The 26,136-nt window shown below is 36.0% G+C and carries 27 protein-coding genes; 1 reads left to right on the plus strand and 26 read right to left on the minus strand.

From position 1 onward, the window contains the following. Positions 1 to 387: 387 nt before the first annotated feature. Positions 388 to 1,071, plus strand: coding sequence for a TIGR00266 family protein (locus G634_RS17545; protein ID WP_035798483.1), 684 nt, complete (start codon positions 388 to 390; stop codon positions 1,069 to 1,071). Positions 1,072 to 1,470: 399 nt separating this feature from the next. On the opposite strand, the gene G634_RS0101395 is transcribed toward G634_RS17545, so the two are convergent. From G634_RS0101395 to G634_RS21070, 26 genes are all read right to left on the minus strand, one after another. After that, on the minus strand, positions 1,471 to 1,653 hold the full coding sequence (locus G634_RS0101395) for a hypothetical protein (protein WP_026503788.1): 183 nt from the start codon (positions 1,651 to 1,653) through the stop codon (positions 1,471 to 1,473). Positions 1,654 to 1,671: 18 nt separating this feature from the next. Then, on the minus strand, positions 1,672 to 1,794 hold the full coding sequence (locus G634_RS21735) for a hypothetical protein (RefSeq protein WP_256379354.1): 123 nt from the start codon (positions 1,792 to 1,794) through the stop codon (positions 1,672 to 1,674). A 5-nt stretch (positions 1,795 to 1,799) separates the two neighbouring features. Then, complete coding sequence (locus G634_RS0101405) at positions 1,800 to 3,617, minus strand: ABC transporter ATP-binding protein (RefSeq protein ID WP_196805268.1); 1,818 nt, start codon at positions 3,615 to 3,617, stop codon at positions 1,800 to 1,802. Beyond that, the gene (locus G634_RS0101410; RefSeq protein ID WP_051233617.1) at positions 3,595 to 5,469 is read right to left on the minus strand and encodes an ABC transporter ATP-binding protein; all 1,875 of its coding nucleotides are present in this window, start codon (positions 5,467 to 5,469) and stop codon (positions 3,595 to 3,597) included. The genes G634_RS0101405 and G634_RS0101410 overlap by 23 nt, the downstream gene beginning before the upstream one ends. A gap of 269 nt (positions 5,470 to 5,738) precedes the next feature. After that, entirely contained in the window at positions 5,739 to 5,897 is a 159-nt protein-coding gene (locus G634_RS21060) for a hypothetical protein (RefSeq protein WP_155830484.1), read from the minus strand. A 180-nt stretch (positions 5,898 to 6,077) separates the two neighbouring features. After that, positions 6,078 to 6,677 carry a cyclic nucleotide-binding domain-containing protein gene (locus tag G634_RS0101420; RefSeq protein ID WP_026503791.1) on the minus strand — a complete coding sequence of 200 codons (600 nt, stop codon included), beginning with the start codon at positions 6,675 to 6,677 and terminating at the stop codon, positions 6,078 to 6,080. Between the two features lie 155 nt (positions 6,678 to 6,832). After that, the gene (locus tag G634_RS17550) at positions 6,833 to 7,150 is read right to left on the minus strand and encodes a flavodoxin family protein (protein WP_051233618.1); all 318 of its coding nucleotides are present in this window, start codon (positions 7,148 to 7,150) and stop codon (positions 6,833 to 6,835) included. Positions 7,151 to 7,359: 209 nt separating this feature from the next. Continuing rightward, the gene (locus G634_RS0101430; protein ID WP_026503792.1) at positions 7,360 to 7,623 is read right to left on the minus strand and encodes a hypothetical protein; all 264 of its coding nucleotides are present in this window, start codon (positions 7,621 to 7,623) and stop codon (positions 7,360 to 7,362) included. A gap of 41 nt (positions 7,624 to 7,664) precedes the next feature. Then, positions 7,665 to 7,997, minus strand: coding sequence for a helix-turn-helix domain-containing protein (locus G634_RS0101435; RefSeq protein WP_026503793.1), 333 nt, complete (start codon positions 7,995 to 7,997; stop codon positions 7,665 to 7,667). Next, positions 7,998 to 9,308 carry a phage integrase central domain-containing protein gene (locus G634_RS0101440; protein WP_026503794.1) on the minus strand — a complete coding sequence of 437 codons (1,311 nt, stop codon included), beginning with the start codon at positions 9,306 to 9,308 and terminating at the stop codon, positions 7,998 to 8,000. It abuts the gene before it with no gap. Between the two features lie 380 nt (positions 9,309 to 9,688). Beyond that, positions 9,689 to 10,090 (minus strand): glycosyltransferase family 2 protein, encoded by a 402-nt coding sequence (locus G634_RS0101445; protein WP_026503795.1) that lies wholly within the window; start codon positions 10,088 to 10,090, stop codon positions 9,689 to 9,691. Between the two features lie 130 nt (positions 10,091 to 10,220). Next, on the minus strand, positions 10,221 to 11,336 hold the full coding sequence (locus G634_RS20000; RefSeq protein ID WP_026503796.1) for a glycosyltransferase family 32 protein: 1,116 nt from the start codon (positions 11,334 to 11,336) through the stop codon (positions 10,221 to 10,223). A gap of 76 nt (positions 11,337 to 11,412) precedes the next feature. After that, positions 11,413 to 11,586 (minus strand): hypothetical protein, encoded by a 174-nt coding sequence (locus tag G634_RS21065; RefSeq protein ID WP_155830485.1) that lies wholly within the window; start codon positions 11,584 to 11,586, stop codon positions 11,413 to 11,415. Positions 11,587 to 11,646: 60 nt separating this feature from the next. Further along, complete coding sequence (locus G634_RS0101460) at positions 11,647 to 12,966, minus strand: nucleotide sugar dehydrogenase (RefSeq protein ID WP_026503797.1); 1,320 nt, start codon at positions 12,964 to 12,966, stop codon at positions 11,647 to 11,649. A gap of 177 nt (positions 12,967 to 13,143) precedes the next feature. Next, entirely contained in the window at positions 13,144 to 14,226 is a 1,083-nt protein-coding gene (gene wecB, locus G634_RS0101465; RefSeq protein WP_035798488.1) for a non-hydrolyzing UDP-N-acetylglucosamine 2-epimerase, read from the minus strand. Further along, entirely contained in the window at positions 14,219 to 16,135 is a 1,917-nt protein-coding gene (gene asnB, locus G634_RS0101470; protein ID WP_026503799.1) for an asparagine synthase (glutamine-hydrolyzing), read from the minus strand. The genes wecB and asnB overlap by 8 nt, the downstream gene beginning before the upstream one ends. Before the next feature lie 18 nt (positions 16,136 to 16,153). Then, entirely contained in the window at positions 16,154 to 16,567 is a 414-nt protein-coding gene (locus G634_RS0101475; protein ID WP_026503800.1) for a hypothetical protein, read from the minus strand. A gap of 5 nt (positions 16,568 to 16,572) precedes the next feature. Continuing rightward, the gene (locus G634_RS0101480; RefSeq protein WP_026503801.1) at positions 16,573 to 17,994 is read right to left on the minus strand and encodes a glycosyltransferase; all 1,422 of its coding nucleotides are present in this window, start codon (positions 17,992 to 17,994) and stop codon (positions 16,573 to 16,575) included. A 53-nt stretch (positions 17,995 to 18,047) separates the two neighbouring features. After that, positions 18,048 to 18,614 carry a formyltransferase family protein gene (locus G634_RS20005; protein ID WP_196805269.1) on the minus strand — a complete coding sequence of 189 codons (567 nt, stop codon included), beginning with the start codon at positions 18,612 to 18,614 and terminating at the stop codon, positions 18,048 to 18,050. Positions 18,615 to 18,740: 126 nt separating this feature from the next. Then, entirely contained in the window at positions 18,741 to 20,171 is a 1,431-nt protein-coding gene (locus G634_RS0101490; protein WP_026503802.1) for a hypothetical protein, read from the minus strand. 1 nt (position 20,172) lies between these two features. After that, positions 20,173 to 21,447: a radical SAM/SPASM domain-containing protein gene (locus tag G634_RS0101495; protein WP_026503803.1), complete on the minus strand. Its 1,275-nt coding sequence runs from the start codon at positions 21,445 to 21,447 to the stop codon at positions 20,173 to 20,175. A 193-nt stretch (positions 21,448 to 21,640) separates the two neighbouring features. Continuing rightward, complete coding sequence (locus G634_RS0101500) at positions 21,641 to 22,210, minus strand: acyltransferase (RefSeq protein WP_026503804.1); 570 nt, start codon at positions 22,208 to 22,210, stop codon at positions 21,641 to 21,643. 15 nt (positions 22,211 to 22,225) lie between these two features. Then, a complete protein-coding gene (locus G634_RS0101505; RefSeq protein WP_026503805.1) occupies positions 22,226 to 23,365 on the minus strand; it encodes a DegT/DnrJ/EryC1/StrS family aminotransferase in 1,140 nt (379 codons plus the stop codon). Positions 23,366 to 23,367: 2 nt separating this feature from the next. Beyond that, positions 23,368 to 24,444, minus strand: a complete 1,077-nt coding sequence (locus G634_RS0101510; RefSeq protein WP_026503806.1) for a Gfo/Idh/MocA family protein — start codon at positions 24,442 to 24,444, stop codon at positions 23,368 to 23,370. Between the two features lies 1 nt (position 24,445). Beyond that, entirely contained in the window at positions 24,446 to 25,843 is a 1,398-nt protein-coding gene (locus G634_RS0101515; RefSeq protein ID WP_026503807.1) for a hypothetical protein, read from the minus strand. Between the two features lie 82 nt (positions 25,844 to 25,925). After that, a complete protein-coding gene (locus tag G634_RS21070) occupies positions 25,926 to 26,084 on the minus strand; it encodes a hypothetical protein (RefSeq protein WP_155830486.1) in 159 nt (52 codons plus the stop codon). Between the last annotated feature and the right edge of the window lie 52 nt (positions 26,085 to 26,136).

The following is a 26,136-nucleotide window of genomic DNA, read 5'->3' on the forward strand; positions in this document are numbered from 1 at the left end:
TTACTACCTTACTAATCCTACTAAATCTTTATCACAAAATCATTTATAAAAAACAGTTACAATTTTCCACAACAAAAAAGCATTTGAAAAAGGTTCCCCTTAATTCAAATGCTCCTCTAACAACCTATATTTTTATCCCCATCCTTGTTGTATGTCCCATATCCGAAAAAATATATCCAAAGTTTATGCTATTTAGTTACTTTTGTCAATACATTTTATCACAAATAAAAAAACAACATATTTTTTCAAATTCTTGGTACAATATAAGTATAGTTAGACACTTCTATCAACGATCTACAATAACGCAATAATAATTGTTACTGTCTTGCGCTAAAAAACTAATAGCAATAGTTTTTTACAAAAACAAACAAACAGGAGGGTATACTAATGCAATGTGAATTTAAGGGTGGAAATTTTCCAGTAGCTGTTTGCTATCTTGGAGCTGGTCAGGCATTAAACTGTGAGTCAGGTGCAATGGCATGGATGAGTGATGGTATAAAAATGGAGACTAACACAGGTGGCGGAATAGGGAAACTGTTCGGAAGAGCCTTCACAGGTGAATCACTTTTCATGAACAGATATGTTGCAGAGCGCGGGGGAATAATTGCAATCGGAGCACATGCTCCTGGAGAAATAAGAAAGATAACTCTTTCACCGGAACATCCTATCGTAGTTCAAAAAGGATCATTCCTTGCAAAAGATGAAAGCATTGATTTATCAATTTTCTTCCAAAAAAAAATTGGAACAGGTTTATTTGGTGGAGAAGGATTTATCATGAACAAGCTTTCTGGTACAGGTGATGTTCTTCTCGAAATAGATGGTGGAGTGGTAGAATATACTCTTAATGCTGGCGAAAGACTTACTATCGATACAGGCTACCTTGTAATGATGGATGCAACATGTTCGATTGATGTTCAAATGATTAAGGGAGTTGGCAACATTCTCTTCGGCGGAGAGGGATTGTTTAATACAGTTGTATCAGGTCCTGGTAAAATAATGATACAAACTCAGCCTATGGTTCAGTTTGTATCTAAAATTGCTACTATGATTGCAGCAAGAACTCAGAAATAATGTCAAGACTCGCTCGCGAGTCTTGCGCGCCGGATTCGGGTCTGCTTCAGCAGACAAATTCCTGTCCGAATCCGTGCGCATCCTCGCGGAGCGTTTAACTCAGTCGGAGCTTGTACCCCGACTGAGTATAGTTTGTCATAACCCCCACCTACGCTAACGCTTAGAGGTGGGGGATTTCTCCGACTGAGTTAAACCACGCATTCAAACATAAAAACTGAGTATGTGAAAAAATCTCTGTAAAAACGGAATAACACTATTCGAACGAGGTCTCCTAAGGTAAAAGAAATCTTAAGGAGGCCTTTTATTATGGCAAAATAAAAGAAACCCGTACACAAAGTTCAGATGACAGACGGTAAGCGTCAGATTATCCAACAACTATTAGGTCATAAGAGTTTATCATCAGATATTTCCATTTTTATTTTCCATGCTTTTTACTGAATACAATGGCCCGTTGAACATTTTGGGATAACTATTTAGTTGCTCTTTCCAATACTTGGACACCATAGTTTCCAGCTCATCTGGCAAATCGCGTTTATCCTCAACTTCATAAAGTATCGTTTCAATCTTAGTAACAGTACACATTTTTTAACAAACCTTTCATCAGAGATGCTGGAATTTAATACATACAAGAAGATATTTTATCACCCCATCTTCTACAGTATAAACTATTGCTCCACAAGATTTTTCAGACATATCACCTGCATCAATCTCTTTCGTAAACATTTACTTTATGCGCTTTCCTTTATGTAGTACTTTGCCTGAGCTTCAAACATTTCTGCGTAAATTCCAGAAGGAATGCTTATAAGCTCATCATGTGTTCCATATTCTGCTATGTGACCTTCGAAGAATACTGCAATCTTGTCACAGAATTTGCAACTTGATAGCCTATGAGAAATATAAACAGCAGTCTTTCCACCTACAAGAGTATGGAACTGTTTATATACCTCATACTCAGCCAGCGGATCAAGCGCAGCTGTAGGCTCATCAAGGATAACGATTGGAGATTCCTTGAAAAGTGCTCTTGAAATAGCAATTTTCTGCTGTTCTCCACCTGAAGGCTCTATGCCTTTTTCATCGAAATATTTAAAAATATTAGTATCAAAGCCCTTATCAAGTTTTCCTAATAGATCTTGCAGGCCAACAATATCTGTATATTTAGAAATTTTTGCGTTACCAGCCTTATCAAATGCAATATTCTCGCCCATGCTAAAAGCAAAGAGCTTGAAATCCTGAAAAACAGGCGCTATCTGCTGCATATATTCTTTGTAATCGTATTCCTTGATGTTTACACCATCCACAAGGATTTCTCCCTCAGTCGGGTCATAGAGTCTGCACAAAAGCTTTATAAATGTGGTTTTTCCTGCACCGTTAAGACCAACTATTGACAGGTGTTCGCCGGGTCTTATTTTTATGCTGATATCATCAAGTATTTTCCTGTCTGTTTTTGGATATGCAAAAGAGACATGTCTAAATTCAATCTCATGATCTTTTTTCTCAATATGCTTATCACCCTTAGGAAGCGCAGCAGGATAATCCATGAAAACAACGTATTCATAAGCATAATTGCATCTCTTAACAAGCTCTGTAATATTCCATACAAGATTAAACAGTGTATTTTCAAGAGAACCCTCTGCTGCAATAAGCTGAGTGAATATACCTATTCCGAAAGCTCCACTTATCGCAAGAAGTGCAACATAAAAGTATGTAAACATTGACTCTGCAAATACTGCAATTTCAAGTAAAAAGCTGTATGGAAGCTCCTTATCAGCTTGCCATTTCCACATATCTATAGTTTTCTTCGTATTTCCTTCCCAGGCTCTCAGCATCAGATTTTTGGCATCATACAGCCTTATATCTTTTCCATATCGGGAATCTACCACTTCCCAGGCAAAGTATCCAAACATGTTATTAAACTTGGAAAGTTTATTAAATGTAGTTACCGCAAATTTGTTGATCTTGGTTGTAAGTGCAAAATGAAATACAGCATATATAGCCAGCATCAACAGAAGGATAGGCGCGTGCAGGATTATAACAGTGACAAGACCTGCCATTTTGATGATGTTCCCGACAAACATAAATACCTGCTCCGCTACACCATAGACTCCCTCTGAGTACCAGCTCATACCGGTCTTGGCTTTCTGCAGCTGATCAAGTGCTTCCTTATCTTCAGTAAGCTGGAAATCAAGTTCCATAGTTTGTTTGCCCAAAAGAACGTCAAAATAGCATGAAAGTCTTTCCTGATATTTGCCAAGAACCGCATTACTTTTTTCAATCAGCATTGCTGCGATAAATTCGCCAATTATAAGAGCTGCTGCGTAGAATATCAGTTTCTTAAGATCTCGCTCTCCTACAATCTCATCTACTATCATGGGCGAGATCATTATGGCAATAAACGGCTGAGCAATGGAAATAGCAGTCTTAATGCTCTCCCATACAAAGAAAAGCGGATATTTTCTGGCGGCAGTACCAAATAAAACACGTATAACAGAATTTATTTTCCTTAGTGTGGTTTCTTTTTTCTTATCAGCCAACTTTTTCCACCTCACTTTCTGCAGCCTCACCTTCACGATAATAATGAGCCTGGACATTAAACATTTCTGCATATTTTCCATTTTGCTCCATAAGCTCGTCATGAGTTCCAAGCTCTACCAGAGAGCCATTTTCAAACATGGCAATCCTATCACAGAACCTGGTCGATGCCAGTCTATGTGATATATATACCGCTGATTTTTTTCCTATCATTTCATCAAAACGTTCATAAAGCTTCTGCTCTGCTATAGCATCAAGTGCTGAGGTTGGCTCATCTAGAACTACAAATTTGCCGCCCTTATAAAGAGCTCTTGCCAGCGCAAGCTTTTGCCTTTCACCTCCAGACATATCAATGCCATCATCTTCCATGATATTTGTAAGAGGCGTATCGATACCCTTTACCAGGGATGCAATCTTTTCTTCCAGCCCTGCTTCTATTGCGCAATTTAAAGCCTTTTCCTTATCAAGGTCATCGCCGCTTAGCATAGCAATATTTTCCGCTATATTAAAAGCAAATATTTCAATGTTTTGGAAAACAGGTGCAAACAGTTTGTAATAATCTTCTCTTTTGAATTTTCTAATGTCTATGCCATTAAGAGTAATGCTGCCTTCTGTCGGTTCATACAATCTTAAAAGGAGCTTTATCATAGTGGTCTTGCCTGCCCCGTTAAGACCGACAACTGCAAGCTTTTCTCCGGCATTTATCTTCAAATTCAGGTTCTTTAATGAGTAATTGTCTGCTTTATAATACTTGTAGGAGACATTTTTAAATTCAATCTCGTAGTTATCTGCCTCAGGAATAGGAATACACATGCTTTCATCCATATCAAGATCAAGAGATAAAAATGACCTGAAGTCATCAACCTCGAGAGAAGCTTTTTTATAATCGCCAAATCTCTGCAAGAAATTTAATAGCGCAGAGGAAAAAGCCATTGCCAGCGATAAGAACATAGTAAAATCAGAAATTGAGAGGTTCTTTTTAAACACAGCCACAAAAAGAGTTGCATAAATAAGCCCCTTTATAATGACATAAGCTATCTGAACAACAAAGGCATGCTTATACCACAGATCGCGGTGAAGATCCATTTTTTCAATTGTTTCTTTATTTACTTCTTCCTGTTTACCGGACAAAAAATCGCTAAGTCCAAAGAGTCTTATATCCTTGGCAAAGTCAAAATCCTGAGTAATCCTGGTCATATATTCTGATTTGCGGGATGCGGGAGACATCTTATCCCACACCTCTTCTTTATCAACCCTGACTATTTTTCTGTAATAAAGAAACTGTAATAGTCCAAGAATGATAAGCGCAATGATCAGTCTGTAATCAAGAATCAGAATAGCAGCAAAAGTGACAACAAGTGTAAAGGCACTTGTTAAAACCTGCCTCATTAGTTGCATCATGCCCTGTACACCGTTGTTATCAGAATTAGTTGCCCTCATGGCACGATCAGCAATATCAAGTACATCCGGTCTCTCAACTAGTTCAAATCGCAGAGTTAATACCTTCGCAATCCTCTCTGTGAGCATATTCATACGAATGAGTATGAGGTTGTACCAGACTCTGTTATCAGACAAAGCTCTTCCAAAATTCAAGGCAAGATTTATACTTCCTGCTATCAGCATTAGCCTTGTAAGCTGCCGTATCCCTTCCTGCCTGCTTAATCCAAGTTGGATAATATCAATGACGTATTTTCCAAAAATTCCCCAGAAATACGATAAGACGGAATTACATACAATTCCAAGAATAACCAAAAAGATAACACAGGGCTTATATTGCCACATTTTCTTTAGTATATAAACCGTGTTACTCCATATCCCATATTCTTTATGAAGCGGGTTATCTTTGCTTTCTTTATATTCGATTTCCATGATATCTACCTCTTTTTGTCCATAATCACAATATAGATTCCCACGGTTTTTTCCACTTTTTGCCGTTAGAAGACATATATAAATGACGTATGTTAATTATATGTTAAAAAGGAATTAGCACTCTACTCATTTTTTCATATCTTATGTTCATATTTTGCTATCTATTTTTCAAGTCGACCGCTTCTAAAAGGAGCCTCAGCATCGTGAAGCTCCTTAAAACTCATTTCATTTCCCCTCACCTTTCCATTCTATTCTATATCATCAGTTAATTAAACACGCCCCTTGATCTCATATTCTTCCAAGAGATAATCATGGATAACTTTTGAAAAAATAATCAGGCACTTATTAACCAGATGCTTTTGTTCTCCATAAAAATGCTCCAGTTTTACTATTGATTCGGTCTTATCATCATAAAAGTCTTTCAACATAGTCCACTCCTCCTCACTCAAAGATGTTTACCATAATAATCTCATCGCGATATTTACAGAAAAACTTTCACACGCTCTAAAAACTACACCGATTCTTTGATTTTTATAATGTCACATAACCTTTCTACATAAAAACACAGGTTCTTGTTTTCACTTGGAAAATCAAGAACCTGTGTTGTGTCACTCTAAATATCTACCGAAAAAGTCATATCTATAACCTCGTGTATATTCTCTCAATACCTTCTTTATCTCATCACGAAGTTTCTCCTGTGATATCATTTCATCTTGCTTTTTAACAGCACGTTTCGTTTCTTCTTTCTTAATGTCTGGTGATTTCTTTACCGCTTCATTTAACTCTTCCTTATCATTAATCTTCTCCACTTCACTACTAAGCTGGACAACGTTATGAGTCATAGCCATCATCATATTCGCCATATTACGCATTATATGTATGATGTAATCCTGATTCTCTTGAACAAAATTTCCAAGCGCTCCTTCTGTCACTCGTAAAAGCCTAACTTCATCGAATGTAATTATCGTATAAATAGCAGGCTTATGAAGAAGTATCCCAAACTCACCAAAACACATACCAGGCCCTAGTATTCCTATGAGAACTTCGTATTTTGTTCCATATCCGGTATACATTTCCACATGACCTGAGACCACTTTATACATGTCAAGATTCACTTCGCCCTCGGCCAAAATCTTAACATTTGCAGGAACAGTTATAATCTTGCTTTGATTTTTTATTGTATATGCGTCAAAAACGTTTTTTTCCATGCTAATATACCTCACAAATCTTAAATTCCGCCTCAAGTTGTTTATCGGTATATTTGCAGTTTCTATTCACTTGTATACGAATTAATCGGCAATATCTATTCGACTTATTAAATATGACTATTTCTTTGCATCATTTTTTTACTGCATTAACATCATTAAAAGGAACTTTGATAAGAGCATGACCAGAAATCTTTCACCAACCCTGAAACATTACTAGCATACGTCGGAGACCCCAAAACAATACCATCCGCATTAGAGATTTTTTGAATCACCTTATCGACATCATCATCTATGTGGCAAAAACCTGTTTTGTAACAAGAGCAACGCCCTATACAATGTTTCATCTGTATCTTACATAAATCTATAAACTCAACATGGGCTCCACTTTCTACAAGCACGTTTTCTATCATATGCAGAGCAGTTGCTGTTATCCCGTTTGTTCTAGAACTACCGTTAATAATCATTACTTTCATAGCATTATTTCTCCTACAGATAATACACACTTGTGTATCTTTTTAGTAATGATATAATCAAAAAGTATGCTGGTAAATACATAGAGAAAAAGTTACACAATCTTTATTTTATGTGTATTTTTAAAGCGATAGTAAGAACGATGAATACCAATCTCTCTGTACTTCAGTACCATCATGTAGTTTAAACAATCTGTCGGACAGCTTCTTTTTTATATAAACATCTGCTGTATGGTCATACTGCGAAGCCCTGTAGTTATTCGGAAAGTGTAGGCAATTGTCTGAGTGCCAATATCCGCACGAATTTTGCGTTTAGCTTTATCTCCTGTATTACCATATAGGGATAATAGTTTGCGATACCTCTTTGTTCGAAAAAGCTGACCATAATTCTTTCTCATAAGACCAACAAGTTCATTGCCTGCCTTGCAGATTTTATCAGAAAGGATCAAAATCTTAAGCACATCAGAATAAGGCATATCAGTCTCAGCGACTAAAATATGCCTATCAGAATTAACAATTACATCACTTCATTTTCCGGTGCATGAGCATTTCTGTTCACGGACATCGCCTTTTTCAACACATCTGGGAACAGCCCCCTAGCATCCAGCATTCCCTTCCCTATGTCATTGTTCCAGATTACAAAGAGGATGGACATGTACTCGCTCCATTTGAAAGGACGCTTCCCGCTCTCAGCCGCCTTGATCTTCGCCGCATCAACACCGGTCTTTTCCGCAAGGGCTTCCTGTGATACTTTCAGCTTCTCACGTATAGCCGGCAGCTCTGCCGCCATCCGCTCCATCAGGGCTTCCCTGTCCAGTAATTTCAGTTCGTCCAAAACATCTGCCGCCATCTACACCTCGCCTATCCTGATCTTTTCCTTCAACGAATCCGGGTACAGTCCCAGATTAGACACGATCTCTGTTGTCCGCATATTATAATGATAAAAAAAGAGAATCGACATATACTGATCCCATGTAGCTATCCTGCTCCCATTCTCCAGCTGCCGATACATCCCGACGGACACACCGAGGATATCCGCCGCTTCTTCCAGAGACAGACCAATCAATAATCTCAGTGATGTCAGATCCCTACTCAATTCTTCCGTCAGCCACTTCACATCAACACGATTGGCATAAGGAGAATCAGGACGTATCCCTAGGAAAAAATAATTAAGCACCTGCTCATCAGCCTTACCCTTCATATAGGTTTTACGCAAACGTTCAAAGACAATCTCTTTCATCCGAAATACGCTCATGATACGCTTCAGCCAGTTCTCTAGAGTCCTTGGATCTGTCTGCTCGTTACTGCTGTTCCTGATAAGCGGCTTTCCTGGCATCCTGAACTCGTCAATATAGTCGTTTAATACCGAAGGATATGATACCCTTCTGATCTGTTTCTTTCTCGGAATTTCCTCAACGATGATAATTGTTCTGTTTTCTCCATCTTCACCTCTTTTGGGATTTCGCACCCTATGTGCCGTTTCGTGAATATATATCTCATTCCTTAATGAATCTACGTCCTCACTCTTCAATGCGCATAGTTCCCCAGTCCTCATACCACAAAACAGCGAAAGCAGCGCCGCAAGCAGTTCCGGGCAATGGTTATGCTTTGCCTTGAAGCATAGCATCTCTATCTCCTGTGCCGTAAGTTCTTCGTATGATGTCCTGTCCCAGTTGATTTCAGCTTTTTCAAAGCCCACGGCAGCATTGGCGTAATTAATCACATTGCTCATGACGGCTTTAATCACCATAAGACCGCTCTTAGTCAGTGAGCGCCCACGCCTGGATGCCGACTCAGTGGCAACTTTAAGGAATCTTTTTATCTCAGCAGACGTTACATCAGACATTGGGGTATCGGCATATTCAGGGTAAATGTCACGTTCAAGCGCATCAAGATACCTGTCATATGTAGTGCTCGCAATCGTGCTTTTGGCATCCTCTAGATACTCTTCAGCCACCTGCTTAAAAGTCTTGCCTTTTAGAGGTGATGCTTCGCCATAAATCTCACGCCTAGCATTCTCCACCTTTTCCCTGACTTCAGCCTTGCTGCGGCCATAGACAGACTTATAAACAGCCTTTCCGCTATCATCTCTGCAAGTGATATATCTCGCCTCATAACGACCGTCTGATCTTTTGTAAATGTTCTCACCTTTTCTTGCCATTAATTACACTGCCCTATCTTTCGCCATGCGCTCCATCAAAGTATCACGGTCTATTGTATTTAATTCCTGCAATGCCATATCAGCCATATATCGAGTTGGTTCCTTTCTTCATTCTGACCTTCAAAGGCTCCGGAAACAGCCCAAGTGTATCCGTAACGGGAGAAGTTCTATCGTTATAATGAAAACAAAAAGCAACGCCATGTACTGATTCCTGCTGTTCTCCCTCTTGCCTGATTCCAAATTCTTATAAGTATTCCCGGATACCCCGAGCAGGTTGCTCATCTCATCTATTGTCATTTCAAGAAGCAGTCGAAGTGACGCCAAATCCCGCGACATTTCATCCATGAGCCATTCCCTATTCAATCCTTGCGGTTAGCATCTCAGATGGAAGTTCTTTTATCTTCACAAGTCCTTCCAAATGAATCAGAACCCAAACAGTCCGTATCGAAGGTGAACATATCTGCATTGGGAGAATCATCAAGTTCAAGAAACATGTATTCGATGGCATCACTTGAAAAATATCCCTCCGGTTCTGCAAAGATAATATATGGTGCTCTTGCATGTCCCATACTGACTATGCTGTCTGCAAGGTATGTAATCTGATGATCCTCTGCTGTAATCTCTGATAAAACATCCTTTGTACCATCGGTGGAATTGACATCTACTACAATCACTTCAATCTCAGAAAATGACCTGCTCCAGATAATGTCTATACATTCCCTTATGGTTTCTGAATTGTTGTGTGTGGCTATGATTACTGATACTTTTGGTTTAGTATTCATCTATTTCCCGTTTTGGTACAAAAAAAGACGTTAAACGCCTTGTAAAAAGTACACTTTTTTATATGCTTTTTGAAATATTTAAAGTATATTCCTTTTTTTGACAAAATCCTCACATAATTACATCGCTTTATTACACTAACAAGCATGATTTATATAAATCATTGTACTCTTGGGCAGTCTTTTGGTTCGCCATTCTGCTTTCCTCATCAAGCCATCCTCCATTAAACCAATGAACTGAATATGTATGATCTGTTATGTTTATATTTCCCGACATATAATCATATGGTTGGAAATAATCAGATGCATATATATTCATTCCTTGAACATTCTGCGTTGTTCCATCAAGCTTATACCCCATATCTATTGCAACTTTAGTATCATAAAATCCGCATGTATTTCTGTTTTGCTTTCCATCTTTATCGATGAAATGCAGATTCTCGCGTGCATACAAGAATCTTCTAATAGCTTTGTTTCCCTTCACAGCACCACTACATCCTCCAAAATTAATAACCTGCCATTTTTCCACTCCACAAAAGGCATCCTGAAATAGTAGTGGATCAATATTCCTCTTCAACTCAACATCTGTGTCTAAATATATCCCACCTTCATTAAATAGGATATCAAGCCTTGCATAATCCGGAACAAATCCATACGCACCGGCAGAGTAAGCCTCTCTCATATATGGATGCTTATTGAAATCATAATTATCTTCATTCCATTCTATTATCTCATAATCAGGGCAGTACTTTCTCCAAGATTCAATGCAAAGCTTTAAATTTTCTGGCATCTCCTTCTTTCCCAACCACATATAATGAAGTTTCTTCGGAATAATCTGATAATTACTCAATACCGGACTGCCACCAGAAGGTGCTAAACAAAAGTTGTGGATGCACATCATCCCTGTAATATAACAATCCATATCTTTTGTACATTTCATAGACTCAAGTTGTTCTAATACACTTGAGAATCTACTAATGTTAAGAAGAATAACCGTATTACTATCATAATTATTCAGAACCTCTGGACTAAGTATAAGTATTTTTCTGTCGAAGATATTGATTCTTGTTCCCCACTTAGAACTATCATTATCTATATAGCAGCTAACCTGGTCTAATAAACCATATTCCTTCAAAACCTGTGGCATTGTCACCTGACCGAGAACTCCAGATCCAAAAAGAACAATCTTACTACTTCTTACCTTTATTCGGTCAGCCATTTTCTTAAATATTGTACAAATATTATTCATCTAAGACTGTGGTTTTTTATCGATTTCATTCTTACTGAAACCAATTCGTCCCCCCTCCTCCTTCCTTTTCATGCGTCTAGAATATAAGAACTCCATTGTCCAACAACCAGCATTTGTACATTCCTTTATCAGCAGCCTTTTGTGCATCTGATAAAGGTTCACCACAATTATCTACTCCACAAGGCAGATAACTAGGGCTTGTTTCAAGTATCTCTGCAATTTCATTGATATGTTCCAAATATAATTTCAAAAATACAAAACCTGAGCATCACAGTTATTCCAATCATGTTGTAAAAAAGACTATTGTCTATCACAGTCTCCACCAAACTAATCCACTATGTTCCAAATCCTGAACACTATAAAGCCCCTTCACATCTAATAGCACTCTTTCAGCTGACATGTCATTCCTAAACATTTTCATCACTCCATTTAATCCGATATCCTTAAAATCTTTATGTCCCACAGCAACTATTATACAGTCAGCATCCTCGATTTCAGATGGCTCCTTAAGCTTTATACCATACTCCCTCATGGCTTCGACTTTGTTCGCCCAAGGGTCAACAACATCAGGAATGATCTTATAATCAACAAATCTCTTTACAATATCATAAACCTTGCTGTTTCTAATATCGGGGCAATTTTCCTTAAATGTCAGTCCCAAAATAACCACCTTGGATTTCCTTGGTGCTTGCCCTGCCTCGATCATCTTCTGCACTGCTGCATCAGCAACATAAGCTCCCATAGAATCATTAACGATTCGTCCATTTAATATTATTTGGCTGTGATATCCCAATTTTTCAGCCTCATATGTAAAATAGTAGGGATCCACTCCAATGCAATGACCACCGACCAAGCCAGGACGGAATCTGAGCGCATTCCATTTTGTATTCATTCCATCAACTACTTCATTGGTATCAATACCCATGCGATCGAATACCATCGCCAATTCATTCATAAAAGCAATGTTTATATCCCTCTGGCTGTTTTCCACTACCTTTATTGCCTCTGCTGTTTTTATATTCGAAACGGGATATGTACCAACCTCAATCACCAAATCATAGATGTTCTTAATGATTTCAGTAGACTCACCATCCATACCAGAAACTATCTTCTTAATATTCTCAAGTCTGTGTTCCTTGTCGCCTGGATTTATTCTCTCAGGTGAGTATCCCACCTTAAAATCAATGCCACACTTTAAGCCGGATTCTTTTTCTAAAATCGGTACGCACACATCCTCTGTAACACCGGGATATACTGTAGATTCATAAACCACTATCGACCCTCTGCTCAGATTACGACCGACAATCTCACTTGCTCCTATAACTGGTGACAGATTTGGAGTATGATCTGCATTAACAGGCGTTGGCACAGCAATTATATGAAACTTAGCTTCCTTAAGCCTCTTTTCATCAAATGTAAAATCAATCCCCGTCTTTTTGATTTCATCATCCCCAACTTCATTTGTCGGATCAATTCCTGACTTATAAAGATTAATTTTTTCATGATTAAGATCAAACCCAATCACATTCACTTTTTTTGCAAAAGAATGTGCAATAGGCATCCCTACATATCCGAGCCCCACAACTGCAATCTTCTCTTTTTTTCCAACAATATTCTCATATAAAGACATCGCTTTATTCCTCTATCCATCATGATTTATATAAATCATTGTATTCCTATACAGTCTTCTGTTTTACTTTACTGCTCACATCATCAAGCCATCCCCATAAAAACAATGAACCCATGAATTAATATGATCCTTAATATTCAGATTGCCCGACATATAATCATATGGCTCTAATTATAACTACAATTCAAACCTATTAATTTCGTCCACTATTTTCACTGATGCCTTACCATCACCAAAAGGTAGGTATCCTTTATTGATCTTTTGTTTTTCAAACAGCCTATCAACTATATTCTCAGGACTAGCTAATGAATTTCTCCCATCAACTAGAGTTTCTGGCCACACAGCAAAATTCAAAACAGTTACACACTTCTTCTCTGCAAAAAAAGCTTCTCTTTGCAGTCCTCCAGAATCAGTAACTACAGCCTTGCAGCCATTTAACAGAGCAAGACTTTCTATATATCCTACGGGTTCAATAAGTATTATTCTTTCCAATCGATTCTCTCTGACAAGCCGTTCGGCTCTTTCTTTATTTCGCGGATGAACAGGATAAATCGTATTATAACTCAAACTATTCATTGCTTTTAAAATATTAAGTAGACAATCATCATCTTTCGTATTTTCTTCTCGATGGCATGTGAGATAATAATACTCATCTTCATTAACTGATGTATATCCCCCGCTCAATTTTGGAAACTGCAAATCACTTATTCTTTTATAACCTGAATAATGGCAATAAGCATCAAACATCAAGTCTCCACTTATAATGGAACTCTTCTCTAGTCCTTCATTAATTAGTTCTTTCATGTTAAGATCCGTACAGGCAAATAAAACACTAGAAATATGATCTGTACATATCCTGTTAATTTCCTCAGGATTTGTTCTACAATGTGTTCTTGTTCCGGCTTCTACATGGTAAACCGGAATATGAAGTTTTGTAGCGGAAAGCGCACCTGCAAGCGTTGAATTGGTGTCGCCATAAACAAGAACCCCATCTGGTTTCTCCTTTAACAGTACCTCTTCTATGGCAATCATCATTTCACCCGTCATACGCGCGTGAGAACCACCTGAAATGCCAAGGTTATAATCTGGTTCAGGAATTTCCATCTCTTCAAAAAACAACTTTGACATATTATAGTCATAATGCTGTCCAGTATGCAGCAGAATTTCATTATTATGAATTCTTAAGGTTTTTGATACCATTGCTGCCTTTATAAACTGTGGCCTTGCCCCTACAACGGTAACTATCTTTTTTTCATGCATTAGAATAATTCTCCTTCATATCATTCATAACGAGCCAAAGTTGAAGATTAAACATCCTAAACAAAATAGTGGAATAATCGCCTTCCCCCTTCATGTGAGAATTATAAATACTCAATACCGTGTCTTTTGGAACAATACCTCTCTCAGAAAACTCATAAATGATTTTTTTTATTTCCTCTTTACTTTTTCCTTGCCGAAGCCATCTAGAAAAAGGAGCCGGGAATCCCATCTTATTTTTCCTTTTGTATACAGAATTAGGCAGATACTCCCTACATGCCTTTCTGACTATCCATTTTGTCCATGAATCTCTAATTTTGTACTTCCCATCCAATGCCATTGCAAACTCAACTATACGATAATCTAAAAATGGAACCCTTGACTCTATGGAAAACGCCATAGAATTTCCATCTTCATTATGTAGCAATGCAGGAATTGACTTATTTATAACATCATTGCATAATCTAGTATTGAGCTTTGAAGATAATTTTATATCTTTTCTACTATAATCTTCATGTACTCTTCCCATGAAAGAATCTGTGAACATTTTTGATGTACGTTTAATTCTAAGCTCAGCAATTCTTTGATTATTTTGAAAACGAAAGCTGTTTTTTATCCCTACCAACCTCACTATTGAATCAGTACTTATCGCTCCAATAATATCGTGCCAGTATTTGTTTACAACTGTTAAAAGCCTAATTGCCTTTAACCTTGCACACAATGTCCCTTTATCCAATAGATCATATATGTAATGCGAATAATACGGAATATATCCGGCAAAAAGTTCATCTGCTCCTTGTCCATCCAACACAACCTTAACATTACCAGATATTGAATTCATGACCATATATTGTGAAAACAAAGATGCTCCTGTAAAGGGTTGATCGTGATGATATGTGATTTTCTTAACATATTCAACAAAATCATTCTCGTATTCATCAGGTTTTATAAAATGAGCCTTAGTATTCCACTTTTTATTAACATCCGTAATGTATCTTTCTTCATTACAATCCGGATCTTCATATATAGACGAAAAAGTATGCATCTTCCTTCCATACTTCTTAGAAGCGCATCCAACGATTGCACTCGAATCAATACCTCCTGATAGACATGCACCAACCTCAACATCTGCTCTTAATCTTAATTCAACAGAGTTCTCAAAAAGCTTTTTGAACGTCTTTATAGGGTTTTTTCCCTTTATCCATTTATGTCTGAACTTTTTCTCATCAACTTCCCAATAAGGTTTAATACTACTTTCCCCATTCTGCGCGTCTATCGTCATATAATGCGCAGCCGGAAAAATCTTTATATTCTTATAAAAGCTCTTTTCATCTACATCTTCATTAAGTGTACCAGCCAAATACCTATATATACATGTTTCATTTGGTATTTTTTCATCAGGCAACAGTCCTAAAATAGCCTTCGCTTCTGATGAAAATGCAAATACATCTTCACGGTCTATATAAAATAAAGGTTTAATGCCAAATCTATCTCTACATAAAACCAATTCTTTCTTTTCGACATCATATAAACAAAATGCCCACATACCATTCAATTTGTTGAATGCGTTTCTACCCCAGTAGCGGTAGGACTCTATTATGACTTCTGTATCACTTTCAGTATTAAATACTGCCCCATGCTCTTCGAGTTCTACTCGCAACTCTTTATAATTGTAAACTTCCCCATTATAAGTAATCACAAACCGCCCATCATGACTAAGCATAGGCTGATTACTTTGTTCATTTAAATCAATAATAGAAAGTCTTCTGTGCCCTAATCCAACTAATCCATCACACCATTGACCTTCTGCATCTGGTCCACGATGTGCAAGTAAATCAGTCATTATTTTGAGCTTATCCTTATCTGGCTTATTTACATTATTCTTAGAAAAAAATCCAGCTATACCACACATTTATACGTTTTTTCCTCATCAGCATATTTTGTTTAATAAACAGATATAAAATCCACACAAAAAATCAAACAGCAAATTCTGCTTTGGTATTTCGATTCTATCTCCATTTGAATTGTAAAAAAATGCCTTCTTAAACTTTAATAATTCAAGAATACTTATCACATTTCCGTAATTGTGTCCTACAACCCCAGAAAGAGTAATATATACTTCATCAAACTTTTGATTTTTCAATTTTTTCATTACACTTATTGGCAAGTCATAGAATCCTTCATTTTTTATATCAATAAGCTTCACATAACTATACTTTGTTTTATATTTTGCATAATGGCTACTAGGTACTAAACATATAATTCTGTGATTCTTATTACACAAATCACCAATTAGATTATCAAAGGTTGCATCAACCGATGTTTTTAGAATAAGAATTTTCATTCTAATTATCCTCGTAAAACTTTATAATTCTGTATTACGCTATTATAAAAATCTATTAATCCCTCAGCCTGGCTATCCATTGTTAATCCTTTTTTCTTTAAAATCATTTCTTCAACTTTAATGCCCTTGATTTCATTAAATTGTGATAAAATATCTTTTGAAAAATCAACATAACGACCTGCTGAAAGTTTTGTCAACACACTTATCAGTGATTCTACATTGCTAGCAGCAACCGGTATGCCAGCGGCTATATATTCTTGTAGCTTATTTACAGATGCATAATCTATAATAAATCTATTATCTTCTGTAACATTATAAATACATAATCCTATGTCGTATTTTGTCATCTCCTTTATAAGTTCTCTTGTTGGGAGCTTTCCTTCATAAATTATATTCTTGTGTACATCTGAAAGCTCCCTGCATATACTTTCTGTTGAAGTTGAATAAAAATGAATTATAATGCCATTTTCGGCCATTTTTTTCCATACCTCATTAAAATATCTCAGGTTACTAGGATCGTTGGAAACGCTTCCCTCGTATACACAATGAATGCACCCATCTTGTTCACTTATCTTTGGTAGTCGCTCACACGGAATCATGTTATCTGCAATATAATTCTCAAGAACAAAAGTCCTCTCTTTACTCACATCATATTTTTTTAGAACCTTATCTCTGAATAATTTTGTTGTATAAATTACGCCATCGCTATAACTATTAGCTATAAACTCTAAATCAAGTGACTCTATTGACATACTAAGATAATCACTACTTAGATCATGACAATCATGTATTATTGGCTTATTGGAGTTTTGAAGAATCACTGTTAAGATATCTGGTTCATTCGAACAATGTATTATGTCAAAGTCCGAACCATTTACAAATCTTAAAATCGCATCCATTGTAGAAAAGGAAAATAAGCCATCATAAATTGAAGCATACTCTGGATAAAGAACTTCAGGTGACATCAATGTATAAAGAAGATATACACTAAATCCTTTATGCTTCATCATTTCAGCTATCTTATTGGTCCTAATACACGGTGTATTTTGAACAAATAAAATGCTTTTCCTATCATTCGTTTTCTTAAAAAAGCAGATCTCGTTCAATTCCACAGGCATCATCGTCACATTTTCATCTGTGTGATATAAAAAACCTTCCAACATAACATAATAATTTTTAACACCAACAAAACCAAGCTGCAAACCAATTGCGTGGTATGCCTTTGAAACAATAATAATTGTATAATCGCTTATATTTATTTCCTTAAATTGTTCAAAAGATAATACTTCTACACCCTCAACATATTTCCCGGCTATACGATCATCATTATCAACAAAGTATGCTATATGAAACTTATTACTCAACTGATGAAATGCACATCTTCCATAATAACCAGCACCAAATAGAATTATTCGTTTAAATATCATTAATAATCTCCAATCCGCTCGCAAATATTATTATATATCATAGCTTTACCATTTTATTCTTGATGCTTATCTTTATACTTTTGAAATAAATCAAATATATTCACTTCTATTTCTTTCGGCATTCTTTTATGAACGATAGAATCGCCTGGAAGTATATTTATACATTCTTGTTGTTTGTATCTTTCAATCGCATCAACCAACATTGATATTTCATTCTCATATACACGCTGAGCCACGGAATGAAATGTGTCATATTTCAATATTGGGATTTTTCTTCTCTCAATCACCAATCCAGCATCAACATATTCACCAACTATGTGGGTTGTAGCACCAATTGGTTGATCTTCGACGATAGCCCACTTAAACGAATCTAATCCTCTACAGTTCGGTATATATCCCGGATGTGAATTTATTATTGTATGCTCACGCACAAAATCATTTGGAATAATATTTGCTCCTGCGATCAGACAAATTCTATCAATCTCTACAATCGCACAATTAATATCTGTTTCTTCGTATTTATATCCCAAATTTTTACAAACATCAGTTATTTCCAGGATATTGTAAGTCATCGCTGGGCGATGACTTACAAGAGGATAGTTCTTTTTTTGATATGTCATAGGGATAGCATATACTTTTACATCAGAATAGCCTTTAGCTTTTAATAGGCTCAGGACATCATATGTGTTTTCTATGTTTTATCGGATATGTCAATACACCAATCTTAACTTCTGTAAGCTTACACCTTACCTCGTTTTATTCCGTTTATAATTAATACAATTCTTATAAAAATCAGCAAGTTTCTTCACTTTCACTTCAAGAACAAGTCCATTCTTCTCTAAGTTGTCATCATCGATACAAATCTTACTAATCCTGCTCAATTGACTATGGATATCATCATTAAAATCTATAAGATCACCTACACGATATCTTTTAACAAAATCGATTTGGCTTTGTATGTTGTTTCCTACTGCAACCGGCAATCCTGCATTTATATATTCCTGTATCTTATTTGGAAAGCTCGATTCTAAGTATTTCTTATTTTCAAATGTAACATTCAATATGGATAAACCCACATCATACCTACTCATTTCATTAGCCAAATCTTTAGATGTCATGTTTCCTTCATAATGAATATAAGGACTTAAGCTTTCTAAATATTTACAATATTCAAAGTCGCAATTAGTATAAAAATGAATATTAACATTACATTTTGCAATTTTTTGCCATATTTCTTCGAAAAATCTATGGCTATCTTTGTTTTTTACAACACCACCCTCATATACAGCATGTAATTTTCCATCCTTACTACTAAGTTTTTCAAACCTGCAACTTGGCTTCAGTTCTTTTGATATTAAATTTTCTAATACAAAAGTCCTTTCATATGCGTTTTTGAACATTTTTAGTGCGATTTCTCTAACTTCATTAGAGGAGTATATGACCCCATCCAAGTATTTGTTTGCTATATACTCCATCACCAATTCTTCAGGAGTCATAGATTTATATAGACTGCTTAAGTCATGACAATCATGCACAACCGCCACACTAGATTTGTTTAACGCCGCTGACAGATAATCTGGTTCATTCGAACTATGGATTAAATCAAAATTACACGAGTTTGTTAGAGATATTAAATCATTGCTCGAATGTATCGGAATAATTCTTTTATAAACAGATGCATACTCCTTAAATCGCTCAATAGGCGTATTATATGTATATGCCAAATATACATTATATCCACAATCACTCATCCCTTTTGCTATTTTATGAGTTCTAATACACGCCTCATTTTGCACATACAGTATATTCATTGTATCCGTACTTAAGATATATGGAGAGTAATATCCAACATATGGTTTTAAACCATCCCTTCTATTATACTCATACAAATATCCGCCCTTCCAAACTGATATATCTCTTATTCCTTCTCGCTGTAACTGTTCTATAATATCTATACTTTTCCTAATATCATCTATTGCAACAATAATGCACGTATCTTTCATTCTCTGAATATGTACAATATCTTTTGGTGGAATAATTGTTATTCCATGAACGGTCTTTCCCCAAAGCTCTTTATTATTATCTGAATAAGCTATAATGTTAAAGGTATCTGTGATTTTTAAATACAAATTGTCCTTTCCAATATTGCCACATCCAAAAATAATACACCTCTTCATTTTATCTCCTAATTAGTACTCCATACTTTCCTTTACCTTTTCCGGGACAACCTGTACAAAAATCATCCTCTAACTTGTAATTTCTAAAATTTTCTCTAGCTTTATTCATCTCTTTATTATTTTTCCACACAGTGAGGATATCATCTTTATATATACTTGCTATGCCATGTATTCCAGCTACACCACATGAACATTTAAGTAGAGATCCATTATAGTCGATAGCTATTCTATCAAATAGATTCAAGCAAAACCTTTTAGATTTAGGCCATTCAACATCTATTATTTCCCATCCTTCTAATTCAATTTTCTTACCATACCAAAAAGTTTTTTGACTAGCTATTTTGCATCCTTTAAATTCTTTCAATAAATACTCCGGTAACTCATTATATTTTGAATCAATTACGTAATTATTTTCTTCTATGTATGTTTTTTCTGTAGGATAGCAATTTGTGATAATTAGCTCTATATTTTGTCCTTTAAATGCTTCAATAGCCTTCATTATATTTCTTTTAACAACATCAAATTTGGAACCCACTCTGTATTTATCATTTTCTTCAGAATTCTTTCCGTCCAATGAGATTTCCACTACAATTTTTGGTACATTCAAATTAGTAATTTTACAAATGTTTTCGTCGTTTAAGAGCATTCCGTTTGTATATATTATTACTTCATCAATATTTGTCTTTTGCAATATCTTCGAAAGCATTTCTGACCATTCCTTATTTAAGAATATTTCTCCTGGTCCAGTTGTATCTATAGTCTTTATCGTACCAATTTTACAAATTAACTCGATTATTCTATCTATGGTTTCCCAATTCATAAAACCTTTATGGTCTTTTTTTAGATTTAATTTTCCATGAAACGGACAATACACGCATTTACAATTGCAATATCCTGATAACTCGAGATTTAATATCCTTGGTATCGGATTCTCCAAGTTAACATTTCTCATATATAATTCGAATTCTATACTTTCCACAATCGAAGAGTCTTGAGAAACTACATGAATCCTACTCTCTGGAAATCCAATCATCTCTAGTTTGTTCTTTATATCATCTACATAGTTAAATACTGAAATAAGAATAGAAATGCCATCATCGTCAATATATTGTGACAAAATATCTGGGGACACTACTTCGATTTTATCATTTATTTTGCCCCACCTAGACGGATCTGAATCCACAGCAAATCTTATCCTATGTCCGAAGTTTTCAATTAAATACATTGCTAAACTTCTTTTCTGTTTCCCCAAACCATATATAATCCAATCCTTCATCTTTATTCCTTTTCAGCTTTTCACTTTATTTCACAAATATTGTCATTTTCCATGACAGAACTATGGATACATACATTCTTAATAATTTCCTCACCCACTAATTCAAAGAAATAAGCACTTTATATTTCAAATGTAACTATACCTAAAGTAGATTTGTGGTTGAATTTTATATATAGATGAACCATCCATACTATCACATACAAAAGAATTTTTTTGCTTCTACACATCTATTATATTGTTTACACTTATTACATTTCTCCTCATCTATGATCCTATATCCATACTCGCACACTAATCCTATTTCCTTAGCAGGTACTCCTGCAACTAATGTATAATCTGGAACATCTTTTGTTACAACAGCACCTGCAGCTACCATAGCATATCTCCCAATCGTATGACCACAAACAATGGTAGCATTTGCTCCAATACTCGCTCCTTCTTTAACCAAAGTTTTTTTATAATGATCCTCTCCTTTTGGATACTTCGCTCTTGGAGTTAAATCATTTGTAAAAACACACGATGGACCACAAAAAACATAATCTTCGAGCTCTACACCGTCATATAAACTGACATTATTTTGTATCTTTACCCAATTTCCAACAATTACTCTATTAGATATGTTTACATTTTGGCCTATATTACAGTTGCTTCCAATTTTAGCCCCTTTCTGTATATGACAGAAATGCCAGATTTTTGTACCTTCTCCAATTTCAACATTTTCATCCAAATAACTACTTTCATGTACAAATATGTTGTTTTCCATTCTCTATCTATGCCTCTATACGCTACTCAAATACTTTTTAACATTGCAACATACTATATCAATCTCGTCATCCTGCATATAAGGATGGAACGGAAGGCTTAAAACGGTCTCACACAATTGTTTCGTATTTGAGAACATATCATCATTACACTCATATCCATTCTTCTCAAATGCACCTTGCCTGTGCATTGGTTTCTGGTAATAAACCATGGATGGGATGCCACACTCGCTAAGATATTCCTGTAATCCATCTCTTGTTTCTTGGTTCGTCAGCTGAATAGTATATTGTGCCCAGCTGGATGTATAGAGATTAAGCACTACTGGTGTGTTCACTACCTCTTTTAATTCCTCACTATACTTAAAAGCAATACTATTAGCATTCTCCACTTCCTCTGCCATAAACACGGGAAGTTTAGCCAATAGCACCGCCGCCTGAATAGAATCCAGCCTTGAATTCATTCCAATTCGAACATTATCGTATTTATTTATTCCTTTTCCGTGAACCTTATATGATCGTAACAGCTCTGCCAATTCATCATTATCTGTGAAAATCGCTCCGCCATCTCCATAGCATCCTAAAGGCTTTGCCGGGAAGAAACTGGTAGTTGATATATCTCCAAACGAACATGTCTTCTTGTCGTTTATTCTCCCACCAAATCCCTGAGCTCCATCTTCAAGTACAAACAATCCCTCTTTATCAGCAACCCTTCTGATTTCATCATACTCAGCAGGTTGTCCGAACAAATCGACAGGAATAACGACTCTCGGATTCAGTTTTCCTTGCTCTTTAACATTTAAAATCTGCTCTTCGAGGGAATTGATATCAATATTAAAAGTATCTGTCCTAACATCTACAAATACCGGTGTTGCTCCAACAGCCGATACAACCTCCCCTGTTGAGAAGAATGTAAAATCCGGCAAAAAAACAGCATCACCTTCACTAATCCCCCATGCCATCAAAGCAAGCTGCAGTGCATCCGTTCCATTAGCACAAGTGATGCAATGCTTTACATTCACATAGGCTGCCAAATCATGCTCAAGATGACTGACCATTTCACCGCCAATAAATGAAGTGCTGTTGATAACACTCTGTATATTTTTATCAATATCACTTTTTAAATATTCATATTGTCTTTTGAGATCTCTGAACTCCATTCTCAGTTACCAAACCTTCCAATGAAATCAGTTGTTGCGCATTCTTCCAACGGGAATTTCACTGGCATTCCCGTTGCTGCCGATTTATAGATTCCAAGAACAAGCTCAAGTGCTTTCTTTCCTTCAACAGCATTAACATAAGGCTGTCTATCCTGCTTTATAGCGTGAATAACATCCGCATACAATGGTTTATGTCCAAATCCGTAAACTGAAGGAGGATTCTCATGAAATCTTTCTTTAATTGTTGCGGGGTCATCAAGCATATCAGAAAAATTCCACTCTTCAATCACATTAACGGACTGTCCGCCGGCTTTCACTGTCCCTTTTTCACCAAATATGTATAGCGTTTCTTCCAAATTCTTCGGATAAACATCAGTTGTTCCTTCCACTATTCCGTAGCTCCCATTCTTAAACTTAATAAGTGCTATTCCTAAATCCTCTGCTTGAATATATGGATGATTAAGCTGATCTGTCATTCCTACCACTTCAACAATATCACTCCCCATCATCCATCTTAGTAAGTCAATATTATGGATACATTGATTCATCAATGCCCCACCATCCTGCTCCCAGGTTCCTCTCCAAGCTGCACGATCATAATATTCATGATCTCTGCACCAGCGTATATGAGCCGTTCCATAGAAAAGACGTCCAAACCTATTCATATCAATAGCTTCACGAATAATCTGCACTGATCTATTGAATCTGTTTTGATGGCATGCACATACTTTGACATGCTCTTTTACGGCAGCTTTTATGATATCGTCTGCATCTTTAATAGATAACGCTATAGGTTTTTCTATTATGCAATTTACCCCTCTTTTTATACAGTCAAGTGCGATAGCCGCATGTTTTCCACTCTCCGTACAAATTGCTACCAGATCTGGTTTTTCAGTTTCAAGCAATTGAATGTAATCTGTGTATCGCTTAAGTTCATTACCAAGTTTAAACTTTAATGCCTTGTCTTCCATACAGGATTCATCAATGTCACACATTGCCACAAAATCCAATTCATTTGCCTGTGCCGCTGCTATATGATTTGGAGATATTCTTCCACATCCTATCAATGCATATTTCATATTATTTTCCCTCCCGAGAAATGTCATTAAATACTTTAATCATATGTTTAGTTAAATTTCGGTAATCATATTTTTTGATTTCACACCCATTGGGATTGTAACTCACCACACCTTTTTCGTTCTTTTCCAAATATGCGTTCATAATAAATTGTTTTAATCCCACATAATCACTCTCGTGATGAGCTTGTTCATAGGCTACACCTATATTACACTTTCTTGTTATTTCAGCGATTTCACTCTTCTTAATATCACCTGTCACTATCGTTAAAATCGGACGCTTTGCTGACATATATTCAAAAAACTTTCCAGTAATCATTCCCTCCCTATTATTCTCATAATCATATGCCGGGCAAAGAAGCAAATCAGATTTTTGTTGAAGCTTAAGAGTGTCATATCTATCTAATTTCCCATGAGAACGTAAAATGGTTTGAAGGTTGTAATCACTCAACTGTCTTTCAAACACCTTTGAAGCTGAAGCCGTTCCTGCAAAGTGTGCTTCTATATTGTTTATATCTATTTCACCTGCATCAATTAATTCCCGTAACGCCTTAAACAAAGGCGTTAAATCTTGTATACCTCCATACATAGAACCAGTAAATGTAAGCACCAACTTATTTGAAAGCAGCTTCTCTTCCTTAATTTCATATCTATCTGCCAAATCATATCCATTGGTTATCAGATGCACCTTATCTCTATATTTCGATGATACTCTGCCACAAATTCCCTTTGAAACTCCTACAATTGCGTCTGCCTCCTTCCACACTTTCTTTTCAATCATTTTGGGAATAAAGCAAACATATTTAGGTGTGAACTTATATCTATATATAGAATCTCTTATATCGAAGATCCATTTTGTCTCTGGATGTATTTTGTGATAATACCTTCCTGCATAATAGCAAAAGGCATCCCCATATGAAGTTATCATATAGTCATATGAATCAGCCTTTTTAATCCAATTCTTAATTCCATGAAACAAATCTTTTTGTTTAAATATATTAATGATATACTCTACACTTCCAACAATTGGGTATGCTGTTTCAAATGGATAAAACTCTACATGTCCGGTTTTCGGATTTACTCGATTCCTATTGGAAAGATCAGCCATACGTTTTTGCTTTGCAGGCTCCAAGGCTTTCTTAATAAGCCGTTCAAGCTTCACGTATGTTGTTGAATTTTGTGTATATGTAATTTTTACACTTTCTGCTTCCCTAGCGAGCGTTTCATCACATGACAAACTGCTATTTTTTACAGTAAGAAAATCCACTTCATATCCATATTGACGAAGATACTTAACTATCTTTGTGGTTCGGATAGCCGCTATTGTGGAGTCAGGTGCGTAATAATTACATATGAATAAGATTCTTTTTTTATAGTCTATTTCTTGCATTGCTTCACTCATCTATCCTTTTCCACAAAAAATGAGAATCCAAGCTTTTCAAATCTGACGATGACATCTAAATGATAATCTATGCACTTTCCTACTAACACTTTTCTTGAAAATATACATCAATTACTCTATCATATATATATTGAGCAATAGTCATATTCCCTCTTTCATATACATGGCATATGTCCATATAGATACCGTCAAATTTGATGAACTGGGCAACATCATTAACTCCCCACAATACTGTTTTCATTTTTCAATCCCTTCAATACTCATAAACAAGTTTTAAGCCTACTGTTATCTTC

This window comes from Butyrivibrio sp. NC3005 (genome assembly GCF_000424545.1).
Taxonomy (GTDB): domain Bacteria; phylum Bacillota; class Clostridia; order Lachnospirales; family Lachnospiraceae; genus Butyrivibrio.

Excerpts from the sequence above, each read along its gene's own strand:
- G634_RS17545 (WP_035798483.1), top strand. The coding sequence starts at position 388 with ATGCAATGTGAATTTAAGGGTGGAAATTTTCCAGTAGCTGTTTGCTAT.
- G634_RS0101395 (WP_026503788.1), bottom strand. The coding sequence starts at position 1,653 with ATGTGTACTGTTACTAAGATTGAAACGATACTTTATGAAGTTGAGGAT.
- G634_RS21735 (WP_256379354.1), bottom strand. The coding sequence starts at position 1,794 with ATGTTTACGAAAGAGATTGATGCAGGTGATATGTCTGAAAAATCTTGT.
- G634_RS0101410 (WP_051233617.1), bottom strand. The coding sequence starts at position 5,469 with ATGGAAATCGAATATAAAGAAAGCAAAGATAACCCGCTTCATAAAGAA.
- G634_RS21060 (WP_155830484.1), bottom strand. The coding sequence starts at position 5,897 with ATGTTGAAAGACTTTTATGATGATAAGACCGAATCAATAGTAAAACTG.
- G634_RS0101420 (WP_026503791.1), bottom strand. The coding sequence starts at position 6,677 with ATGGAAAAAAACGTTTTTGACGCATATACAATAAAAAATCAAAGCAAG.
- G634_RS17550 (WP_051233618.1), bottom strand. The coding sequence starts at position 7,150 with ATGAAAGTAATGATTATTAACGGTAGTTCTAGAACAAACGGGATAACA.
- G634_RS0101430 (WP_026503792.1), bottom strand. The coding sequence starts at position 7,623 with ATGCCTTATTCTGATGTGCTTAAGATTTTGATCCTTTCTGATAAAATC.
- G634_RS0101435 (WP_026503793.1), bottom strand. The coding sequence starts at position 7,997 with ATGGCGGCAGATGTTTTGGACGAACTGAAATTACTGGACAGGGAAGCC.
- G634_RS0101440 (WP_026503794.1), bottom strand. The coding sequence starts at position 9,308 with ATGGCAAGAAAAGGTGAGAACATTTACAAAAGATCAGACGGTCGTTAT.
- G634_RS0101445 (WP_026503795.1), bottom strand. The coding sequence starts at position 10,090 with ATGAATACTAAACCAAAAGTATCAGTAATCATAGCCACACACAACAAT.
- G634_RS20000 (WP_026503796.1), bottom strand. The coding sequence starts at position 11,336 with ATGAATAATATTTGTACAATATTTAAGAAAATGGCTGACCGAATAAAG.
- G634_RS0101460 (WP_026503797.1), bottom strand. The coding sequence starts at position 12,966 with ATGTCTTTATATGAGAATATTGTTGGAAAAAAAGAGAAGATTGCAGTT.
- wecB (WP_035798488.1), bottom strand. The coding sequence starts at position 14,226 with ATGCATGAAAAAAAGATAGTTACCGTTGTAGGGGCAAGGCCACAGTTT.
- asnB (WP_026503799.1), bottom strand. The coding sequence starts at position 16,135 with ATGTGTGGTATAGCTGGATTTTTTTCTAAGAATAATGTAAATAAGCCA.
- G634_RS0101475 (WP_026503800.1), bottom strand. The coding sequence starts at position 16,567 with ATGAAAATTCTTATTCTAAAAACATCGGTTGATGCAACCTTTGATAAT.
- G634_RS0101480 (WP_026503801.1), bottom strand. The coding sequence starts at position 17,994 with ATGATATTTAAACGAATAATTCTATTTGGTGCTGGTTATTATGGAAGA.
- G634_RS20005 (WP_196805269.1), bottom strand. The coding sequence starts at position 18,614 with ATGACATATCAAAAAAAGAACTATCCTCTTGTAAGTCATCGCCCAGCG.
- G634_RS0101490 (WP_026503802.1), bottom strand. The coding sequence starts at position 20,171 with ATGAAGAGGTGTATTATTTTTGGATGTGGCAATATTGGAAAGGACAAT.
- G634_RS0101495 (WP_026503803.1), bottom strand. The coding sequence starts at position 21,447 with ATGAAGGATTGGATTATATATGGTTTGGGGAAACAGAAAAGAAGTTTA.
- G634_RS0101500 (WP_026503804.1), bottom strand. The coding sequence starts at position 22,210 with ATGGAAAACAACATATTTGTACATGAAAGTAGTTATTTGGATGAAAAT.
- G634_RS0101505 (WP_026503805.1), bottom strand. The coding sequence starts at position 23,365 with ATGGAGTTCAGAGATCTCAAAAGACAATATGAATATTTAAAAAGTGAT.
- G634_RS0101510 (WP_026503806.1), bottom strand. The coding sequence starts at position 24,444 with ATGAAATATGCATTGATAGGATGTGGAAGAATATCTCCAAATCATATA.
- G634_RS0101515 (WP_026503807.1), bottom strand. The coding sequence starts at position 25,843 with ATGAGTGAAGCAATGCAAGAAATAGACTATAAAAAAAGAATCTTATTC.
- G634_RS21070 (WP_155830486.1), bottom strand. The coding sequence starts at position 26,084 with ATGAAAACAGTATTGTGGGGAGTTAATGATGTTGCCCAGTTCATCAAA.